At 74.5% G+C, this 18,333-nt stretch carries 15 protein-coding genes and 1 pseudogene; 11 read left to right on the top strand and 5 right to left on the bottom strand.

Annotation, left to right across the window (positions count from 1 at the left end; all coding sequences use genetic code 11):
• Positions 1-261 precede the first annotated feature (261 nt).
• Positions 262-1,206, bottom strand: a complete 945-nt coding sequence (locus AC067A_RS09600; RefSeq protein WP_478616914.1) for an NmrA/HSCARG family protein — start codon at positions 1,204-1,206, stop codon at positions 262-264.
• Between the two features lie 144 nt (positions 1,207-1,350).
• Here AC067A_RS09600 and AC067A_RS09595 point away from each other — a divergent pair, with 144 nt between their 5' ends.
• The 3 genes from AC067A_RS09595 to AC067A_RS09585 all read left to right on the top strand — a co-directional run bounded on the left by AC067A_RS09595 (position 1,351) and on the right by AC067A_RS09585 (position 6,275).
• Entirely contained in the window at positions 1,351-3,537 is a 2,187-nt protein-coding gene (locus AC067A_RS09595) for an acyl-CoA dehydrogenase (protein WP_478616911.1), read from the top strand.
• A gap of 13 nt (positions 3,538-3,550) precedes the next feature.
• Positions 3,551-4,744: a lipid-transfer protein gene (locus AC067A_RS09590; RefSeq protein ID WP_478616908.1), complete on the top strand. Its 1,194-nt coding sequence runs from the start codon at positions 3,551-3,553 to the stop codon at positions 4,742-4,744.
• 70 nt (positions 4,745-4,814) lie between these two features.
• Positions 4,815-6,275 carry an MFS transporter gene (locus AC067A_RS09585; RefSeq protein WP_478616905.1) on the top strand — a complete coding sequence of 487 codons (1,461 nt, stop codon included), beginning with the start codon at positions 4,815-4,817 and terminating at the stop codon, positions 6,273-6,275.
• On the opposite strand, the pseudogene AC067A_RS09580 reads toward AC067A_RS09585, so the two are convergent.
• Positions 6,229-6,648 (bottom strand): annotated as a pseudogene (locus AC067A_RS09580) (response regulator); the annotation flags it as partial. The gene AC067A_RS09585 and the pseudogene AC067A_RS09580 sit on opposite strands and share 47 nt — an antisense overlap.
• A 369-nt stretch (positions 6,649-7,017) precedes the next feature.
• On the opposite strand from AC067A_RS09580, the gene AC067A_RS09575 reads away from it, so the two are divergent.
• From AC067A_RS09575 to AC067A_RS09565, 3 genes are read left to right on the top strand one after another with little or no spacing between them, the layout of a single operon-like run.
• The gene (locus tag AC067A_RS09575; RefSeq protein ID WP_478616902.1) at positions 7,018-7,890 is read left to right on the top strand and encodes a MaoC/PaaZ C-terminal domain-containing protein; all 873 of its coding nucleotides are present in this window, start codon (positions 7,018-7,020) and stop codon (positions 7,888-7,890) included.
• A 22-nt stretch (positions 7,891-7,912) separates the two neighbouring features.
• Positions 7,913-8,989 carry a Zn-dependent alcohol dehydrogenase gene (locus tag AC067A_RS09570; RefSeq protein ID WP_478616899.1) on the top strand — a complete coding sequence of 359 codons (1,077 nt, stop codon included), beginning with the start codon at positions 7,913-7,915 and terminating at the stop codon, positions 8,987-8,989.
• Between the two features lie 15 nt (positions 8,990-9,004).
• On the top strand, positions 9,005-9,946 hold the full coding sequence (locus AC067A_RS09565) for a 3-oxoacyl-ACP reductase (RefSeq protein WP_478616896.1): 942 nt from the start codon (positions 9,005-9,007) through the stop codon (positions 9,944-9,946).
• Positions 9,947-10,316: 370 nt separating this feature from the next.
• On the opposite strand, the gene AC067A_RS09560 is transcribed toward AC067A_RS09565, so the two are convergent.
• Positions 10,317-11,465, bottom strand: coding sequence for a hypothetical protein (locus tag AC067A_RS09560; protein WP_478616893.1), 1,149 nt, complete (start codon positions 11,463-11,465; stop codon positions 10,317-10,319).
• A gap of 208 nt (positions 11,466-11,673) precedes the next feature.
• Here AC067A_RS09560 and AC067A_RS09555 point away from each other — a divergent pair, with 208 nt between their 5' ends.
• Genes AC067A_RS09555 through AC067A_RS09535 form a run of 5 tightly spaced genes read left to right on the top strand, consistent with a single transcriptional unit; the run spans position 11,674 to position 16,794 of the window.
• Positions 11,674-12,708 (top strand): ABC transporter substrate-binding protein, encoded by a 1,035-nt coding sequence (locus AC067A_RS09555; protein WP_478616890.1) that lies wholly within the window; start codon positions 11,674-11,676, stop codon positions 12,706-12,708.
• Positions 12,709-12,766: 58 nt separating this feature from the next.
• Positions 12,767-13,597 carry a Nif3-like dinuclear metal center hexameric protein gene (locus AC067A_RS09550; RefSeq protein WP_478616887.1) on the top strand — a complete coding sequence of 277 codons (831 nt, stop codon included), beginning with the start codon at positions 12,767-12,769 and terminating at the stop codon, positions 13,595-13,597.
• The gene (locus AC067A_RS09545) at positions 13,594-14,337 is read left to right on the top strand and encodes a zinc ribbon domain-containing protein (protein ID WP_478617784.1); all 744 of its coding nucleotides are present in this window, start codon (positions 13,594-13,596) and stop codon (positions 14,335-14,337) included. The genes AC067A_RS09550 and AC067A_RS09545 overlap by 4 nt, the downstream gene beginning before the upstream one ends.
• Entirely contained in the window at positions 14,337-15,917 is a 1,581-nt protein-coding gene (locus AC067A_RS09540; RefSeq protein WP_478616884.1) for a bifunctional RNase H/acid phosphatase, read from the top strand. The genes AC067A_RS09545 and AC067A_RS09540 overlap by 1 nt, the downstream gene beginning before the upstream one ends.
• A 58-nt stretch (positions 15,918-15,975) precedes the next feature.
• A complete protein-coding gene (locus AC067A_RS09535) occupies positions 15,976-16,794 on the top strand; it encodes a GNAT family N-acetyltransferase (RefSeq protein ID WP_478616881.1) in 819 nt (272 codons plus the stop codon).
• Between the two features lie 35 nt (positions 16,795-16,829).
• On the opposite strand, the gene eda is transcribed toward AC067A_RS09535, so the two are convergent.
• Together eda and yaaA are read right to left on the bottom strand one after the other, a co-directional pair.
• Positions 16,830-17,468, bottom strand: a complete 639-nt coding sequence (gene eda / locus AC067A_RS09530; protein WP_478616878.1) for a bifunctional 4-hydroxy-2-oxoglutarate aldolase/2-dehydro-3-deoxy-phosphogluconate aldolase — start codon at positions 17,466-17,468, stop codon at positions 16,830-16,832.
• A 63-nt stretch (positions 17,469-17,531) separates the two neighbouring features.
• Positions 17,532-18,299: a peroxide stress protein YaaA gene (gene yaaA, locus AC067A_RS09525; protein WP_478616875.1), complete on the bottom strand. Its 768-nt coding sequence runs from the start codon at positions 18,297-18,299 to the stop codon at positions 17,532-17,534.
• Positions 18,300-18,333: the final 34 nt, after the last annotated feature.

The raw sequence follows: 18,333 nt of genomic DNA, 5'->3' as shown, positions 1-18,333 counted from the left end.
CGCCTCCGCCCGGGCCTCATGTCGCCGCCGCGCGGCTCGGTTCCGCGGTGGTCCTCACCGCGCCGAGGTCAGAGGCCGGGGCCTTCGAGGTTCTCGATCATGCGCTTCAGGACGCGGACGGCGGTGCGGTACTCGACCGGTGTGCTGTCGGCGACGGAGCGGGTGCGCAAGTCGGTGATGTGGGCCGCGACTTCGGTGAGGCGGCGGGGATCGTCGGACGTGAGGAGGAGCCCCCCCCGGGCACTGGCGGGGTCGGCGGGGTCAGCGGTGGGCGGGAGCGGGAGCGGGAGCGGGAGTCGGTGTCGGTGTCGGTGTCGGTGTCGGTGTCGGCGTCGGCGTCGGCGTCGGCGTGAGTATGGCGTTCCAGTCCTGGGTGTGGGCCCAGGTGGGGAAGGTGTGCCAGCCGATGTCGGGGAAGTCGCGGTGGAGGGAGGCGATGTCGACGTCGAGGCCGGAGGTGGTGAAGTAGGCGAACATCGCGGCCAGGTCGGCGGAACGGGTGCGGACGTAGGCGAGGGGGACCTCCTCGTAGGAGACCGGGCGCCCGAGGGCGGTGGCGAGGATGCCGGTCATCTCGCCGGGGGTGCGCTCGTCGGCGGCGATGTCGACGCGCAGGCCGGTGAAGTCCTCGCGGCGCTGGAGGGCGAGCGCGGCGAAGGCGCCGATGTCGCGGGAGGAGATGAGGGCGAGCGGCCGGTCGGCCGGCATCGGCCAGGCGAAGGTGCCCGCGCGGAGCCCGTCGGCGGTCCAGCCGCCGGCGTAGTTGTCCATGAACGCGGCGGGGCCGATCACCGTCCAGGGCGTGCCGGAGGCGCGGAGGTGCCGCTCGATCGTCCGCTTGCTCTCGTAGTGCGGGACGCCGGTGTCACGGTCGGCGTGGGCGACGGAGGTGAGGACGACGTGGCCGAGGCGGGCGGCGGCCGCCGCGTCGACGAGGGCCGTGCCCTGCCGGACCTCGACCTCGCCGCCCGCCTCGAAGGCGGTGACGGCGAAGAGGGAGTCGGCGCCCGCGAGGGCGGCGTCGAGCGAGGAGCGGTCGTCGAAGTCCGCGAACCGCACCTCGGCGCCGAGGGCGCGCAGGGCGTCGGCCGCAGGCGAGTCGGGACGGCGGGTGAGGGCGCGCACCCGGTGGCCGGCGGTGAGGAGGCTGCGGGCGGTGGCTCCGCCCTGGGCGCCGGTGGCCCCGGTGACGGCGACGGTGAGCATGGGATTCCCCTTCGGTAGTGACTGCGCAGCGCATTCTCTGTGCTACACAGAAGACTCTACCTCGATTTCCCCTGCGTCATGCAGGCTTTTCTCGACTCGTTTCTGACCTTCCGTCAGAATGGAACGTGTTCTAGTCTGCGCCGCATGGGCATCGCCATCACGCACGAACAGCGGGAGCTCGCCCGATCCGTCCGGGGCTGGCTCACCCGCGCCGTACCTCCCGAGGAGGTCCGCAAGCACCTGGACGTCCCCGACACCGCCACCGGCCGGCCCGTCTACTGGGACGCCGCAGCCGGACAGGGGCTCCTCGGGCCGCACCTGCCCGAGGAGTCCGGGGGTGGGGGCGGCGGACTGGGGGACCTCGTCGTCGTCGTGGAGGAGGCGGCCCGGGCGCTGCTGCCCGGGCCGTACCTGCCCGCCGTGCTCGCCGCCGAGATCCTGCACCGGACCGGCCGGGCCGGACCGGCCGGGGAGATCGCCCGAGGGGAGCGGATCGGGGTCGTCGCGCTCGGCGGGACGGGGACCCTGACCGCCGTACGGACCGCGAGCGGGTACCTCCTCGACGGCACCGCGCCGCCCGTGCTCGGGGGCGCCCAGGCGGACCTGGTGATCCTGCGGGCGGCCACCGCGGACGGAAGCGTCTGGCTCGCCGTCGACACCGACGGCCTCGCCGTCCGTCCCCACGAGAGCGCCGACCCGACCCGGCCGACCGCCGAGATCACCGCCCGCGCCACCCACGTCCCCGCCGCCCGCGCACTCGCCCGGGACGAGGGAGCCGAGACCCTCACCGGCCTCGTACGGGACCTCGCCGCCGTCCTGTTCGCCGCCGACGCCTGCGGCACCGCCGCCCGCGCCGTCGAGACCGCCGCCGAACACGCCCGCACCCGCCAGCAGTTCGGGCAGCCCATCGGGCGCTTCCAGGGCGTCAAGCACCTCTGCGCCGACATGCTCGTGCGGCTCGAACAGGCCCGCGCGCTCACCTGGGACGCCGCCCGCGCCGCCGCCGGGGACGACGAGGGGCGCCCGCTCACCGCCTCGCTCGCCGCGGCCACCGCCCTCGACGCCGCGTACGGCTGCGCCAAGGACTGCATCCAGATCCTCGGCGGCACCGGCTTCACCTGGGAGCACGACGCCCACCTCCTGCTCCGGCGGGCGCTCGTCGCCCGCCAGCTCGTCGGCACGGGGGACCACCACCGGCTGGCCGCCCTGCGCCACGCGGCCGACGGAGTCCGGCGGGGGCTGCGGCTCGACCTGCCGCCGGAGGCCGACGCGTACCGGGCCGCGGCCCGCGCGGCCGTCGCACCCGCCGCCGGACTCGACCCGGCCGCCGCCCGGCGCGCCCTCGCGCCCACCGGCTACGCGGCACCGCACCTCCCGGAGCCGTACGGACTGGGGGCGGGACCGCTCCAGCAGCTCGCGGTGCAGCGGGAGCTGGACGAGGCGGGCATCACCGTCTCCGGGCTCGGGATCGCCACCTGGGTCGTACCGTCGCTGCTCGCCCACGGCACCCCCGCGCAGCAGGCCGAGCACCTCGGGCCGACCCTGCGCGGGGAGCGCCTCTGGTGCCAGCTGTTCTCCGAGCCCGGTGCGGGTTCCGACCTCGCCTCCCTCCGCACCCGCGCCGAGCGCATGGAGGACGGGCGCTGGCGGATCAACGGGCAGAAGGTGTGGACGAGCGCGGCCCAGTGGGCCCATCACGGCATCCTGCTCGCCCGCACCGACCCCGCCGCCCCCAAGCACCAGGGGCTCACCTACTTCCTCGTCGACATGCGGAACACCCCCGGGATCGACGTCCGGCCGCTGAAGGAGATCACCGGGGACTCCCTCTTCAACGAGGTCTGGTTCGACGACGCGGTCCTCCCGGCCGACGCCGTCGTCGGCGAGGTGAACGACGGCTGGCGGGTCGCCCGCAACACCCTGGGCAACGAACGCGTCCACATGGCCGACCAGGTCGCCTTCGACACCGGCCTCGAAGCGCTCATCGCACCGGCCGCGCGGGAGGACGGTTCGGTACGCGTCCGGGTCGGGGGTCTCCTCGCCGAGGCGCACGCCCTCGCGTGCATCGGCCTGCGGACCACCCTGCTCCAGGTGTCCGGCCTCGAACCGGGCGCGGGCGCCAGCGTCCGCAAGCTCGTCCAGACCCTCCACCAGCAGAAGCTCGCCGAGCTCACCCTCGAACTCCTGGGCCCCGGCGGCGCGGTGCGCGAAGGCCCCGGCGAACGGGCCGTGCACGGCCTGCTCATGTCCCGCTGCCTCACGATCGCGGGCGGCACCACGCAAGTACAGCTCAATGTCGTCGCCGAGCGCCTGCTCGGACTGCCGAGAGACTGAGGGGGACCAGAAGATGGGCAAGGCGTACGTCGTCGGTGTCGGGATGACGAAGTTCGAGAAGCCGGAGACCCGGGACTGGCAGTACTGGGACATGGCCAGGGAGGCCGGTACGGCGGCCCTCGCCGACGCGGGCGTCCCCTACGCGCGCGTGGAGCAGGCCGCCGTCGGCCACTGCTTCCAGGCGTCCACCGCCGGACAGCGTGCCGTGTACGAGCTCGGGCTCACCGGCATCCCCGTCTACAACCTCAACAACAACTGCGCGACCGGCTCCACCGCCCTGATGACCGCCCGCCAGTTCGTCGAGGGCGGCGTCGCCGACTGCGTCCTCGCCCTCGGCTTCGAGAAGATGACCAGGGGCGCCCTCGGCGGCGGATCGGGCGCCGGGGACTTCGCGACCTCGCCCGTCGCCCGGCACTACGGGATCATGGCCGCCGCGCACGGCTTCGAGATGTCACCGCCCACCGCCCAGATCTTCGGCAACGCGGCCCGCGAGCACATGGAGCGGTACGGGACGACCGAGGTGCAGCTCGCGGCCGTCGGCGCCAAGAACCACCAGCACTCGGCGAACAACCCGAACGCCCAGTTCCAGGACGTCTACACGGTCGGCGAGATCCTCGCCGCGAAGACCGTCCACCGGCCCCTCACCAAGCTCCAGTGCTCGCCCACCTCCGACGGCGCGGCGGCGGCCCTCGTCGTCTCCGAGCGCTTCCTCGACGCACACGGGCTGCGGGGCAGGGCCGTGGAGATCGCCGGCCAGGCGATGACCACCGACACCGGGGATTCCTTCGCCTCGGGCTCCTGCATCGACGCCGTCGGCCGGCCCATGTCCCGGGCCGCCGCCCGCCTGGCGTACGAACGCTCCGGGCTCGGCATCGAGGACGTCGACGTGGTCGAACTCCACGACTGCTTCTCCGTCAACGAGCTGCTCACCTACGAGGCGCTCGGCATGTGCGAGGAGGGCGCCTCCGGCAAACTCGTCGAGTCCGGGGCCACCACCTACGGCGGCCGCTGGGTCGTGAACCCCTCCGGGGGCCTCATCTCCAAGGGCCACCCGCTCGGCGCGACCGGCCTCGCCCAGGCCGCCGAACTCGTCTGGCAACTGCGGGGCGAGGCGGGCGCCCGGCAGGTGGCCGGCGCGCGGGTCGGACTCGCGCACAACATCGGCCTCGGCGGCGCGGCCGTGGTCACCCTGCTGCGGAAGGCGTAGGGCCGCGCCGCAGGGCGTAGGCCTCATGCCGTATGTACGGCGGCGAAGCCGGTCGGCGACCATGACACACATGCCGCAGACCGACTCCGCCGCCACGAGCACGTCCGACAGTCCTTCGACGGCCGGGCGGGTCCGGCCCTGGGCGGTCGTCCTGATCGCCTGCGCGGGCCAGTTCCTCGTGGTGCTCGACGTCTCCGTGGTGAACGTCGCGCTGCCCTCGATGCGGACCGGCCTGGGGCTCTCGGAGCTCGCGCTCCAGTGGGTGCTCAACGCGTACGCGATCGCCTTCGCCGGTTTCATGCTGCTGGGCGGGAGGGCCGCCGACCTGTACGGGCGGAAGGCGATGTTCCTGCTGGGACTCGGGCTGTTCACCGCGGCCTCGGTCGCGGGCGGGCTCGCCCAGGAGGGCTGGCAGCTGGTCGCGGGCCGGGCGGTGCAGGGGCTGGGCGCCGCCGTCCTCGCGCCCGCCACCCTGACGCTGGTCACGGACGCCGTGCCGGCCGGCGCGGCGCGGACGCGGGCCATCGGCACCTGGACGGCGGTCGGGGCGGCCGGCGGCGCGGCCGGCGGCTTCGTCGGCGGCCTCCTCGTCGACCTGCTCTCGTGGCGCTGGGTCCTCCTCGTCAACGTCCCCGTCGGCGCCCTCGTCCTCGCCGGCGCGCTGCTCCGGCTGCGCGAGAGCCGCACCGGCGCCGGGCGCCGGCTCGACCTGCCGGGCGCCCTCCTCGTCACCGCCGGACTCGCCACCCTCGCGTACGGCATCGTCCGGACGGAGGCGGCGGGCTGGGACGACCCCGCGACCCTGCTGACGCTCCTCGGCGGCCTCGCCCTCCTGGGCGCCTTCGTCGTGGTCGAGGCCCGCACGGCCGCCCCGCTCATGCCGCTGAAGATCTTCCGTACGCGTGCGGTGGCGGCGGCCAACGTGGCGATCCTGCTGTGCGGTTCGAGCTCCTTCGGCATGTGGTTCTTCATGACGGTGTACGCGCAGAACGTCCTCGGCCACACCCCGCTCCAGGCGGGCCTGGCCCTGGTCCCCAGCTCCCTCAGCGTCATCCTGGGCTCCAAGCTCGCCCCGCGCCTCATCCCCCCGGTCGGCGCCCGGAACCTCGCGGTGCTCGGCGCCCTCGTCGGTGCGGCGGGGTTCGCCTGGCAGTCGACGATGACCGCCGACGGCACGTTCCTGGGGACGATCCTGGGCCCCGGCGTCCTGATGATGGCCGGCATCGGCCTCGCCACCACTCCGCTGGCCACCCTCGCCACGTCGAGCGCCTCCCCGGACGACGCGGGTCTCGTGGCCGGTCTCGTCAACACCTCCCGCACGATGGGCGGCGCCCTCGGTCTGGCCGCGCTCTCCACCGTCGCCGCGGCCACCACCGGCGCCGCCCACGACCCCGAGGCCCTCACCGCCGGTTACGCGGCCGCCTTCCGCGTCTCGACGGCGATCCTCCTCGCCGCGGCCCTGCTCATGCTCCTCTGGCTCCCGAAGAAGGCCCCGCGCCGGGGTCCGCGGCGGCGAGGGCCGGGTCGATGACGGTCTCGCCCCGCAGCGCCTTGCGGACCGCCTCGGCGAGTTCCCCGACCGGTCCGTCCTTGACCAGGAAGCCGACCGCGCCGGCCTCCATGGCACGGCGCAGGTGGCCGGGCCGGCCGAAGGTCGTCAGGACGAGGACCCGGCAGTCGGGCGCCTCGTCCCGCAGGTCGGCCGCCGCGTCGAGGCCCGAGCGGCCGGGCAGCTCGGTGTCGAGGAGGGCCACGTCGGGCCGGGAGAGCAGCGCCGCGTCGACGATCTCGTCGCCGCGCCCGACCTGTGCGACGACCTCGATGTCGGGCTCCATGCCGAGCAGCAGCGCCAGCGCGCCGCCGCGCATCGTGCCCTGGTCCTCGGCCAGCAGGACTCTGATCATTCCGTCGGCTCCCCCTCGTGCGGGCCCGGGGCCTCCACGGGGATTTCCGCGGTGACCTGGACCCGCCCCGGGGGACAGGTCCCGAGACAAGGGTGCCGTCTGCGGCCGCGCCCCGCTCGCGCAGGCCGCCGCCCGGGGCGGCGGGGAGGATTCGCGGCCGTCGTCGGTGACGGCGATCCCTGACGCATCGTCAGCAGTCTGCCGCCGGAAGGGTTCCCAACTCCTCACGGCTGGGCTATACATGGGGTCCACCGACCTAGAACGCGTTCTAGAACGGCGCGTTCGGGGAGGTCCCGCACGGCCTCGGCGTGACCGACGGTGCGGACGGTCGCGCCGAGGTCTTTCACCGCCACGAGGAGCAGCAGCCCGATGCCCATCGACCCCGCCAAGGCCGTCGCCGCCGAACCCCGCAGCGCCGAGATCTCCTGGGACCACAAGGACGTCCAGCTCTACCACCTCGGCCTCGGAGCCGGTTCGCTCCAGGGCAAGCCCCACCCCGCGACGGACCCCGACGAGCTCCGCTACACACTGGAGTCCCGGCTCCACGTCCTGCCCAGCTTCGCCACCGTCGCGGGCGCCGGCATGGGGGTGGTCGGCGGGCTCTCGGCCCCCGGCATCGACATCGACCTCGCCGCCGTCCTGCACGGCGGCCAGTCGATCACCCTCCACCGGCCCGTCCCCACCGGCGGCCGGGCCGTCTCCACCTCCCGCGTCGCCGCCGTGTACGACAAGGGCAAGGCCGCCGTCCTGGTGCTGCGCACCGAGGCCGCCGACGACGACGGACCGCTCTGGACCAGCGACGCCCAGATCTTCGTCCGCGGCGAGGGCGGCTGGGGCGGCGACCGCGGGCCCTCCGAACGCCTCCCGGTCCCGGACCGGGAGCCCGACGCCGTCGCCGAACGGCCGATCCGCGAGGAACAGGCCCTGCTCTACCGGCTGTCCGGCGACTGGAACCCGCTCCACGCCGACCCGGAGTTCGCCAAGCTCGCCGGCTTCGACCGGCCGATCCTGCACGGCCTCTGCTCGTACGGCATGACCCTCAAGGCCGTCGTCGACACGCTGCTCGACGGGGACGTCACGCGCGTCCGCGCCTACCGCACCCGCTTCGCCGGCGTCGTCTTCCCCGGCGAGACCCTCCGCGTCCGGATGTGGGCCGGCGAGGGCGGCGTCCAGGTGACCGTCACCGCCGTGGAGCGCGACGACGCCCCCGTACTCGCCGACACCGTCGTCGAGCACTCCTGACCCGTCTGATTGGAGCCGCACCATGCGCGCAGCCGTACTGCACGAGATCGGCCAGGACAAACTCGAAGTCCTCGACGACGTCGAGGCGGTGGGCTTCGGCCCCGGCAAGGTGCGGATCCGCGTCCGGGCCACCGGCCTCTGCCACTCCGACGTCTCCGCCATGAGCGGAGTCCTGCCGCAGCCCGCCCCCTTCATCCCCGGCCACGAGGGCGCGGGCGAGATCCTCGACGTCGGCGACGGCGTCACCGGGCTCGCCCAGGGCCAGCGGGTCCTGCTCTGCTGGCTGCCGGCCTGCGGCAGCTGTCCCGCCTGCAAGCGCGGCCAGACCCAGCTCTGCCTGGCCGGCTTCATGAACGCCGGAGTGCCCAACTTCAAGCGCCCGGGCGGCGACGTCTTCGGCTTCGCCGGCACCGGCACCTTCACCGAGGAGGTCGTCGTCGACGCGGGCTGCGCCGTCCCGATCCCCGACGACGTGCCCTTCGACATCGCCGCCCTCATCGGCTGCGGCGTCACCACCGGCCTCGGCGCCGCCATCAACACCGCGAAGGTGGAGGCCGGTTCGTCGGTCGCCGTCATCGGCTGCGGGGGCGTCGGCATCTCCGCGATCCAGGGCGCCAAGCTCCAGGGCGCGGCCCAGGTCGTCGCCGTCGACCCCGTCGAGTCCCGGCGCGAGGCCGCGCTGCGCTTCGGCGCCACCGAGGCGGTCGCCCCGGACGCGCTCGCCGACGCCAAGCAGCGGATCACCGGCGGCGAGGGCTTCGACTACGTCTTCGAGGTCGTCGGCCGGTCCGCCACCGCCCGCACCGCCTACGACACGACCCGGCGCGGCGGCACCCTCTGCGTCGTCGGCGCGGGCGCCCTCGACGACAACCTCCAGCTGAACATGTTCGAGCTGTTCTTCGACGAGAAGCGGATCCTGCCCTCCATGTACGGCGGCGGGGACGTGCTCCGTTCGTACGAACGGGCCATCGCGCTCTGGCGGGCGGGCCGCATCGACCTGGAGTCGCTCATCACCCACCGCGTGCCGCTGGCGGGCGTCAACGAGGCCCTGGAGCAGATGCGGACCGGCGTGGCCCTCCGCACCTGCATCGAGATCTGAGAGGACCACCGCGAGATGTCACTCCCCCTGGAAGGACTGAGCGCGATCGTCACCGGCGCCGGCCGGGGCCTCGGCCGCGCCGAGGCCCTGGAGCTGGCCCGGCTGGGCGCGGCCGTCGTCGTCAACGACTACGGGCAGCCCGGCCGTGACGGCTCCGGCGCGGCCTCCGCCGCGCCCGCCGAGGAGGTCGCCGAGGAGATCCGCGCGGCCGGCGGGCGGGCGGTCGCCCACCTCGGCGACGTGTCCGACTTCGAGACGGCGCGGTCCCTGGTGGACCTGGCGGTGTCCGAGTTCGGCAAGCTGGACGTCCTGGTCAACAACGCGGGCATCCTGCGCGACCGGATGGTCTTCTCGATGACCGAGGACGAGTGGGACTCGGTCGTACGGGTCCACCTCAAGGGCCACTTCAACACCACGCACTTCGCCGCGGTGCACTGGCGGGGCCGTTCCAAGGCGGGGGAGGCCGGCGTCTACGGCCGGATCGTCAACACCTCGTCCGAGGCCTTCCTCGCCGGCTCGGCAGGCCAGCCCAACTACGCGGCGGCCAAGGGCGGCATCGTCGGCCTCACCACCTCGACGGCCCTCGCGCTCGCCCGGTACGGGGTCACCGCGAACGCCATCTGCCCGCGGGCCAGGACCCGGATGACGGAGGACGTCTTCGCGGGCTTCGGGGAGCCGGAGGAGGGGCGGCTCGACCCGCTGTCCCCCGAGCACGTGGCGCCGCTCGTCGGCTATCTGGCGTCCCCCGCGGCGGCCGGGGTCAACGGCCAGCTGCTCGTCGTGCACGGCGGGATGGTCGCGGTCGTGGACCGGCCGCGGGTCTCCGCCAAGTTCGACACCGCCAAGGAGGCGTTCACGTACGAGGAGCTGGACTCCGTCCTGACCCCGCACTACGCCTCCCGCCCGGCGGGCGAGACCTTCGCGGCGGCGGAGGTGCTGGGGCTGAAGAAGGGCTGAGCCACGGGGTGGGGAAGCCGGGCAGGGCGGGGGAGGGCCGAGCCACGGGGTGGAGAAGGGTCGAGCCACGGGGGCGGGGGAGCCCGGCACGGTGGGGAAGGGCCGAGCCACGGGGTGGGGAAGCCCGGCAGGGCGGGGAAGGCGAAGGGCCCCGGGGGAGACCCCGGGGCCCTTCGCCCGTCCCTCACTACCGCGCGCGGGTGTCGCCCTCGCGGCGGTGCCGGCCGTGCGGCGAGGACGCGGAGTCCTCGGACGGCGACGCCTTACCGCGGTGCTTCCCGGAGCCGTGCGGCTCCGTACCCTCCGTGCTTGCTTCCGACATGCTCGAACTCACCCCGTACGTCTCTTCCGTGCTGTGCGGCCAGTGAGTCTAACGAGTGGGCCCACGGTCCGTCAGAGGTGCCTGCTGCAAGGGCACCGGACGGCATACCCGGGGCTCCTCGGCGCCGACGACCGGCTCGGGACGGGGCTCGGGCGGGGGTTCCAGACCGGCGAGACCGCACGGCACCTCGGCCGTCGCGTACGGCAGCCGCAGCAGGCCCTCGGGCGTCCACAGGCCCGCCCCGGCCAGCCAGCCCGCGGGGGCGGCCAGTTGGCCCATCCGGCGGGACGAGGGACGCCAGGTGCCGACCCAGCTCCCGGCCGCCGAGTCGATCCGCAGGGCCACCGCGCAGCTCTCCGGCATCAGCACCTGTCCGGGCTGCACCGCGAACGGGGTCACCGCGGCGTCGTCGAGCCGCAGGCACTCGGGGAACCGCACGGGCAGCAGACTGCCGAGCACGCCCCAGCCGAGCCGGTCGTGCCCCGGGGAAGGAGCGTCGGAGCGGATCAGCAGCAGCCCGCTGTCCGCGTCCGCGAGGAGCAGCCGGTCGTCGCTCTCCTCGGTGATCTGGAGCAGCGGCGTCACCTCCCCGCCCCGCTCCAGGTCGACGGCGACGGCCTTCACCGGGCCGTCGCCGAGCCGCCGGTCGAGCGCGAGCATCCGGCCCGCCCGGTCGAGCCACACGCCGCCCGTGCAGCGGCCCCTGACCTCGGCGACCTGCTGCGGGCCGAAGGCCCCGCCCGCCACCAGCCACAGCGTGGTCGTGTCGGGGCCGACGCACATCGCGTAGGCGCGGATGCCGTCGGGCGCGGGCGGCAGGAGTCGCAGGCGCTCGGAGCCGGGCGCCTCCACCGCGCCGAGCTGGAGCTCGCCGGTGGCGGGGCCGGTGGGGTAGAGCAGGGAGAACGTGTTCCGCCGTCCGTCCACCCGGCGGCCGACGAGGACCCGGCCGTCCGCGAGGGGCAGCAGCTGGGTGCCCGGCTCCTCCGGCTGGCCGAGGGGGAGCGGCACGGCGTACGGCTCCGGGCCGTCGAGGGTCCACCGCTCCACGTACAGGGCGTTCCCGGCGCCCGCGAGCCTGGCCGCGTACGCGCCGTTGGCCGTGATCGTGAACCCCGTCGGCCAGCCGGCGTCCCCGCCGCGGTCCGTGTCGCGGTCGTCGTCCTCGGCCGCGGTCTCGATGGCACACGCTGTCATCGACTCGTCACCTCCGGCCACGAAGCTAGTTTTCGCACTTCCAGCCGAACAACACGAGCCGGGTCACTTCACACATAAGGGTGGACGTGCGGCGGTTCGGCTGAGGGTGAGGGGGCGGTTGTGCTGGAGTGACCCGTGGTGAGTAAGGTAAGGCGACCCTAAGCGGAGGCTCGGCCTCCGCCAGGACGACCCGTACAGGAGCCTTCTCATGTCCCTCCGCCGCCGCGGCACCGCCGCCGTCGTCGCCCTCGCCGCCACGCTCTCGCTCGCGGCCTGCGGAGGGGGCGACGGGTCCGCCGGCTCCACCGAGAAGGGGGACGCGGCCAAGAAGAAGGACGTCGCCACCGGCGGCAAGGACTTCGGCGACGCCGCCGCCAAGACCGCGGCCATGGGCACCGACGCGCGGCCCGGACAGTTCCCGCGCACCCTCACCCACGCCCTCGGAAAGACCGAGCTCAAGGCCGCCCCCAAGCGGGTCGTCGTCCTCGACGTCGGCGAGCTCGACAACGTCGTCTCCCTCGGCGTCCAGCCCGTCGGCTACGCCCCCTCCGAGGGCGACGACGGCATCCCCGGCTACCTGAGGAAGGACGCCGGCACGCCGAAGTCCGTCGGCACCATCAACAACCTCAACCTGGAGGCCATCGCCAACCTCCAGCCCGACCTCATCCTCGGCAGCCAGCTCCGCGCCGCCGACAAGTACGACGAGCTGTCGAAGATCGCGCCGACCGTGTTCTCCATCCGCCCGGGCTTCACCTGGAAGGAGAACTACCTCCTCAACGCCGCCGCGCTCGACAAGACCGCCCGGGCGAAGGAGAAGCTCGCCGCCTACGAGGCCAAGGCCGAGCGGCTCGGCACGGACATCGGCCCGGAGAAGCCGACGATCTCGATGGTCCGCTACCTCCCCGGCAAGATCCGCCTCTACGCCAGGGCCTCCTTCATCGGCACCATCCTGGAGGACGCCGGCCTGCCCCGGCCCGCGAACCAGCGGATCGACGAGCTCGCGGCCGAGATCAGCCCCGAGAAGATCGACGAGGCCGACGCCGACTGGATCTTCACCGGCGTGTACGGCGACGCCAAGGCCACCAAGAAGGACACCGCCCAGGCCAACCCGCTCTGGAAGAACCTCAAGGCCGTCAAGGCCGGCCAGGCCAAGGACGTCCCGGACGAGACCTGGTACCTCGGCCTCGGCGTGACCGCCGCGAACAGCGTCCTCGACGACCTGCGCGCCGACCTGGTCAAGTAACGCGGGGTTGTCCACAGGCCAGGACGACGGGGCACGGGGGCCAGGTAGCCTTTCCCTCGTGCCCCGTCTGTCTGAAGTCATCGCCGAGCTCGACGCCCTCTGGCCGCCCGAGCGGGCCGAGTCGTGGGACGCCGTCGGCACCGTCTGCGGCGACCCCGACGCCGAGGTCACCCGCGTGCTCTTCGCCGTCGACCCCGTGCGGGAGATCGCCGACGAGGCGATCGCCCTCGGCGCCGACCTGATCGTCACCCACCACCCGCTCTACCTGCGGGGGACGACGACGGTCGCGGCCGGGCACTTCAAGGGCCGCGTCGTGCACACGCTCATCAAGCACGACATCGCCCTCCACGTCGCGCACACCAACGCCGACACCGCCGACCCCGGCGTCTCCGACGCCCTCGCCGGCGCGCTCGACCTCCGGGTCACCGGGCCCCTCGTGCCCGAGAACAACCTCGGCCGGATCTGCGAGCTCGACCGCCCCGAGACCCTCGCCGAGTTCGCCGCCCGCGCCGCCAAGCGGCTGCCCGCCACCGCGCAGGGCATCCGGGTCGCCGGCGACCCCGACATGATCCTGCGCCGGGTCGCCGTCAGCGGCGGCTCCGGCGACAGCCTCTTCGACGCCGTACGGGCCGCGGGCGTGGACGCCTTCCTCACCGCGGACCTGCGCCACCACCCCGTCTCCGAGGCCACCCAGCACGCCACCGGCTCCGGGCCCCTGGGCCTGGTCGACGCCGCCCACTGGGCGACCGAATGGCCCTGGTGCGAGCAGGCCGCCGCCCAGCTCGACGAGATTTCCGACCGCCACGGCTGGGACCTCCGCGTCCACGTCTCGAAGACGGTCACCGACCCCTGGTCCTCCCACCACACCTCTCCTGGAGCCCCCAACTGAACGCCGCGCCCGCCGACCAGATCCGCCTCCTCGACCTCCAGGCCCTGGACGTGCGCCTCCAGCAGCTCGCGCACAAGCGCCGCTCGCTGCCCGAGCACGCCGAGATCGAGTCGCTGACCAAGGACCTCACCCAGCTGCGCGACCTGCTCGTCGCCGCGCAGACCGAGGAGAGCGACTGCGGCCGCGAGCAGACCAAGGCCGAGCAGGACGTCGACCAGGTCCGCCAGCGTGCCGCCCGCGACCAGCAGCGGCTCGACTCCGGTGCCGTGTCCTCCCCGAAGGACCTGGAGAACCTCCAGCGCGAGATCGTCTCCCTCGCCAAGCGCCAGGGCGACCTCGAGGAGATCGTCCTGGAGGTCATGGAGCGCCGCGAGTCGCTCCAGGAGCGCGTCGCCGAGCTCACCGAGCGGGTCTCCGCCGTGCAGGCCAAGAGCGACGACGCCACCGGCCGCCGCGACGCCGCCCAGGCCGAGCTGGACGCCGAGGCCGCCACGGTCACCAAGGAGCGCGAGCTCGTCGCGGGCTCCGTCCCGGCCGACCTCCTGAAGCTGTACGAGAAGCTGCGCGAGCAGCAGGGCGGCGTCGGCGCGGCCCGGCTGTACCAGCGCAAGTGCGAGGGCTGCCACATCGAGCTCAACATCACCGAGCTCAACGAGGTCCGCTCCGCCGCCAAGGACACGGTCCTCCGCTGTGAGAACTGCCGCCGCATCCTCGTCCGCACCTCGGAGTCCGGTCTGTAATGACGTCTTCGCGTGAGCTGATCGTCGAGGCGGACGGAGGTTCCCGGGGCAACCCGGGACCCGCCGGGTACGGTGCCGTGGTCCTGGACCCGGCCACCGGCGAGACGCTCGCGGAGACGGCCGAGTACATCGGCGTGGCGACGAACAACGTCGCCGAGTACAAGGGCCTGGTCGCCGGTCTGAAGGCGGCCCGGGAGCTCTTCCCGGACGCCACCGTCCACGTCCGCATGGACTCCAAGCTGGTCGTCGAGCAGATGTCCGGCCGCTGGAAGATCAAGCACCCGGACATGAAGCCGCTCGCGGCCGAGGCCGGCCGTGTCTTCCCGTCCGGTCGCGTCCGCTACGAGTGGATCCCCCGCGAACGCAACAAGCACGCCGACCGCCTCGCCAACGAGGCCATGGACGCCGGCAAGCTCGGCCGGCAGTGGGAGCCCTCCGCCTCCACGGCCGGCCTGGACGCCTCCGCCGCCCGCAACGCCGCGACCCCGCCCCCGGCGGGCCCTCCCGGCGACGCGGCCGCAGGCGCGGCCCGCGCGCGCTCGGCGCTGGCCGCTGTCGGTACGGGTACGACGGCCCGGGACCCCGCCCCGGGCGGTACGGGCTCGGGCGCCTGGCCGGGCGGCGCGTCCCGCCCGTCGATCCCGCACACCGGCCCGGACGACGGCCTGTTCGCCGCCGAGGACGCCCTGGCGACGGCCCCGGGCCACGGCCTCGGAACCCCGGGCGGCGCGACGACCCCGGGCGACGGCCTCGGAACCCCGGGCGGCGCGACGACCCCGCGTGACGGCCTCGGAACGCCGGGCGGCGCAGAGGCCTCGGGGGACTTCGAGGCCGAGGCGGGGGTCCTGGCCCCGACGGCCGGCTCGGTGACGCTCGCCGAGTCCGCGCGGTCGGCCGCTCCTGCCGTCACGCCCACCGCCACCGCGCAGCCGCAGGGCTGGGCCGGACCCGACATGGGGGCACCGGCGACGTTCGTGCTGCTGCGGCACGGGGAGACGGCGCTCACGCCCGAGAAGCGGTTCTCGGGGAGCGGGGGAAGCGATCCGGAGCTGTCGGCGGCCGGGCTGCGCCAGGCGGAGGCCGTCGCCGCGGCGCTGGCCGCCCGGGGCACGATCCAGGAGATCGTGAGCTCGCCGCTGACCCGCTGCCGCCAGACCGCGGCCGCCGTCGCCGCCCGGCTCGGGCTCGACGTGCGGATCGAACAGGGGCTGCGCGAGACGGACTTCGGCGCCTGGGAGGGCCTGACGTTCGGCGAGGTCCGGGAGAAGTACCCGGCGGACCTCGACGCCTGGCTGGCCTCGGCGAAGGCCGCGCCGACCGGCGGGGGCGAGAGCTTCGCGACCGTCGCCCGGCGCGTGGCCGCGACCCGGGACCGGCTGGCCGCCGCGTACGCGGGCCGGACCGTCCTCCTGGTCACCCACGTCACGCCCATCAAGACCCTGGTCAGGCTGGCCCTCGGTGCCCCGCCGGAGTCGCTCTTCCGGATGGAACTGTCGGCGGCCTCGATCTCGGCCGTCGCCTACTACGCCGACGGCAACGCCTCCCTACGCCTCCTCAACGACACCTCGCACCTGCGGTAAGAGGCCCGGTCCGGCAAACCGGTGGCGCGGGTCCCGTGCCCCGTACCACCATCCCGTCATGACCTGGCACTTCACCGAGGACGCCGCCGCGTTCCGCACCGCCGCCGCGCGGCACCTGGCCGCCGAGCCGGTCCGCAACACCGCCGTGCTGACCCTGATGGACCGGGCGGACCGACTCGGCTGGTGGTCGGAGCCGGACGGGCGGGTCACCGGCGTGCTCGCGTTCTCCCCGTCCACGGGCCTCGACCTCGGCGCGACGACCGGGGAGGCCGCCCGCGCCCTCGCCTCCCCGGCCGACGCCCTCGGCGGGGAGCCGGTCGCCCTGGTGCGAGGCGAGACGGTGACGGTCGAGGCGTACGCGGAGGCGTGCGGACGTCCGTGGAGCGTCACCGGACGGATGCGGCTCTTCCGGCTCGGCGAACCGACCCCGCCGGACCCGGCGCCGGCCGGCCGGGCCCGGGTCGCCGGGGAGACGGACGTGCCGCTCGTGGCCGCCTGGACGAGGGAGTTCGCGGTGGCGATCGGCGACGAGCCCGCCGAGGACTACACCGGCTTCGTCATCGAACGGATCACCGAGGGCCGGCTGCACCTCTGGGAGGCCCCCGACGGCCGCCCCGTCTCGATGGCGGCCGTCTCCCGCACGATCGAGGGCCAGGCCCGCGTCCACCTCGTCTACACGCCGCCCGCCGAGCGGGGCAACGGATACGCGGCGGGTGCCACCGAGGCCGTCGGCCGCGCCGCCTCCGACGCCGGCACCGCCCGGGTCCTGCTCTTCACCGACCTCGCCGACCCCACCGGCAACGCCCTCTACCAGCGCCTCGGCTACCGCCCGGTGACCGACCACCTGCGCGTGGAACTCGAACTCCCCACCGTGTGATCGCGGCGATGTGAGGGGAGGTCGTGCGGCGCGCCCTACCGGCCGCCCAGTGCCGCCGCCCCGCGCGCCAGCGCCTCCACCCGGGCCCAGTCGCGGGACGCGAGGGCGTCGGGCGGGAGCATCCACGTGCCGCCGACGCAGCCGACGTTGGGGAGGGACAGGTAGGCGGGGGCGGAGGCGGGGGAGACGCCGCCGGTGGGGCAGAAGCGGGCCTGGGGGAGGGGGCCCGCGAGGGACTTCAGGTACGGGACGCCGCCCGCGGCCTCGGCGGGGAAGAACTTCATGTCCCGCACCCCCCGTTCGAGGAGGGCCACGACCTCGGAGGCCGTCGAGACGCCCGGCAGGAACGGGACGCCCGAGTCCCGCATCGCGTCGAGCAGCCGCCCGGTCCATCCCGGGCTCACCAGGAACCGTGCCCCGGCGCCGACCGCGTCCGCGACCCCGGCCGGCGAGACGACCGTGCCGGCGCCGACGACCGCCTCCGGCACCTCGGCGGCGATCGCCCGCAGGGCGTCGAGCGCCGCGGGGGTGCGCAGCGTGACCTCGACGAGCGGCAGCCCGCCGGCCACCAGGGCCCGCGCCAGGGGCACGGCGTCGGCGGCGTCCTCGATCACCACCACCGGGACCACGGGGACGTCAGGGGCTGCCGGGGCAAGGCCGAACATGCTCGTCATGGGCGTCATCCTGCCCAGGGTGAGCGTCACCCGCAACGAGCGTTGCGGAGGGTGCAACATGCGTCAGTGGATCTCGTCCACCAGCACGTCCAGCGCCCCCGCCTTCCCGCCGTCCTCCACCACGTACCCCAGGTCCCGCAGCGCCTCCGTCAGCTCCACCGGCGACGAGGGCTCCGCCCCCGCCTCCAGGAGGCTCCGCACGATCCGGCCCTTCGTCGCCTTGTTGAAGTGGCTGACGACCTTGCGGGTCGGCGCGTGCAGCACGCGCACGGTCGCGGTCCGCGCCGCGACCTCGCCCTTCGGCTTCCACGCCGACGCGTACGCCGAGGAGCGCAGGTCGAGCACGAGACCGTCGCCGGCCGCCTCCGGCAGCACGGACGCCATCGCACCCCGCCAGTGCGCGCCGAGCGCGCCCAGACCCGGCAGCCTGACCCCCATCGAACAGCGGTACGACGGGATCCGGTCCGTGACCTTCACCACGCCCCACAGACCGGAGAAGACGAGCAGGGAGCGCCCCGCCCGCTTCCGGGCCGCCGCGTCCAGGGTCGCCAGGCCCAGCGCGTCGTACAGGACACCCGTGTAGATCTCCCCGGCCGGGCGCGCGCCCGCCGTGCGCAGCTCCACGTTCTTGGCGACCTCGCCGCGCAGTCCCTCGCTCAGGCCGAGCACCTCGCGTGCCTTCTCCTCGTCGGCGGCGCACAGCTCGACCAGCTCGTCCAGGACCGCCGCCCGCGCCTCCGCGAGCCCCGGCAGGGCCAGCGACTCCGGCTTGAGCGGCGCCCCGCGCCCCGAGGAGGCCTTGCCTTCGGAGGGCGGCAACAGCACGAGCACGGTGGTTCTCCTTCGTCCGTACGGGGTGGGGATG

Source organism: Streptomyces sp. NPDC043176 (assembly GCF_056436715.1).
The sequence above is the reverse complement of the archived record's forward strand: the minus strand, read 5'-3'. Positions and strand labels throughout refer to the sequence as shown.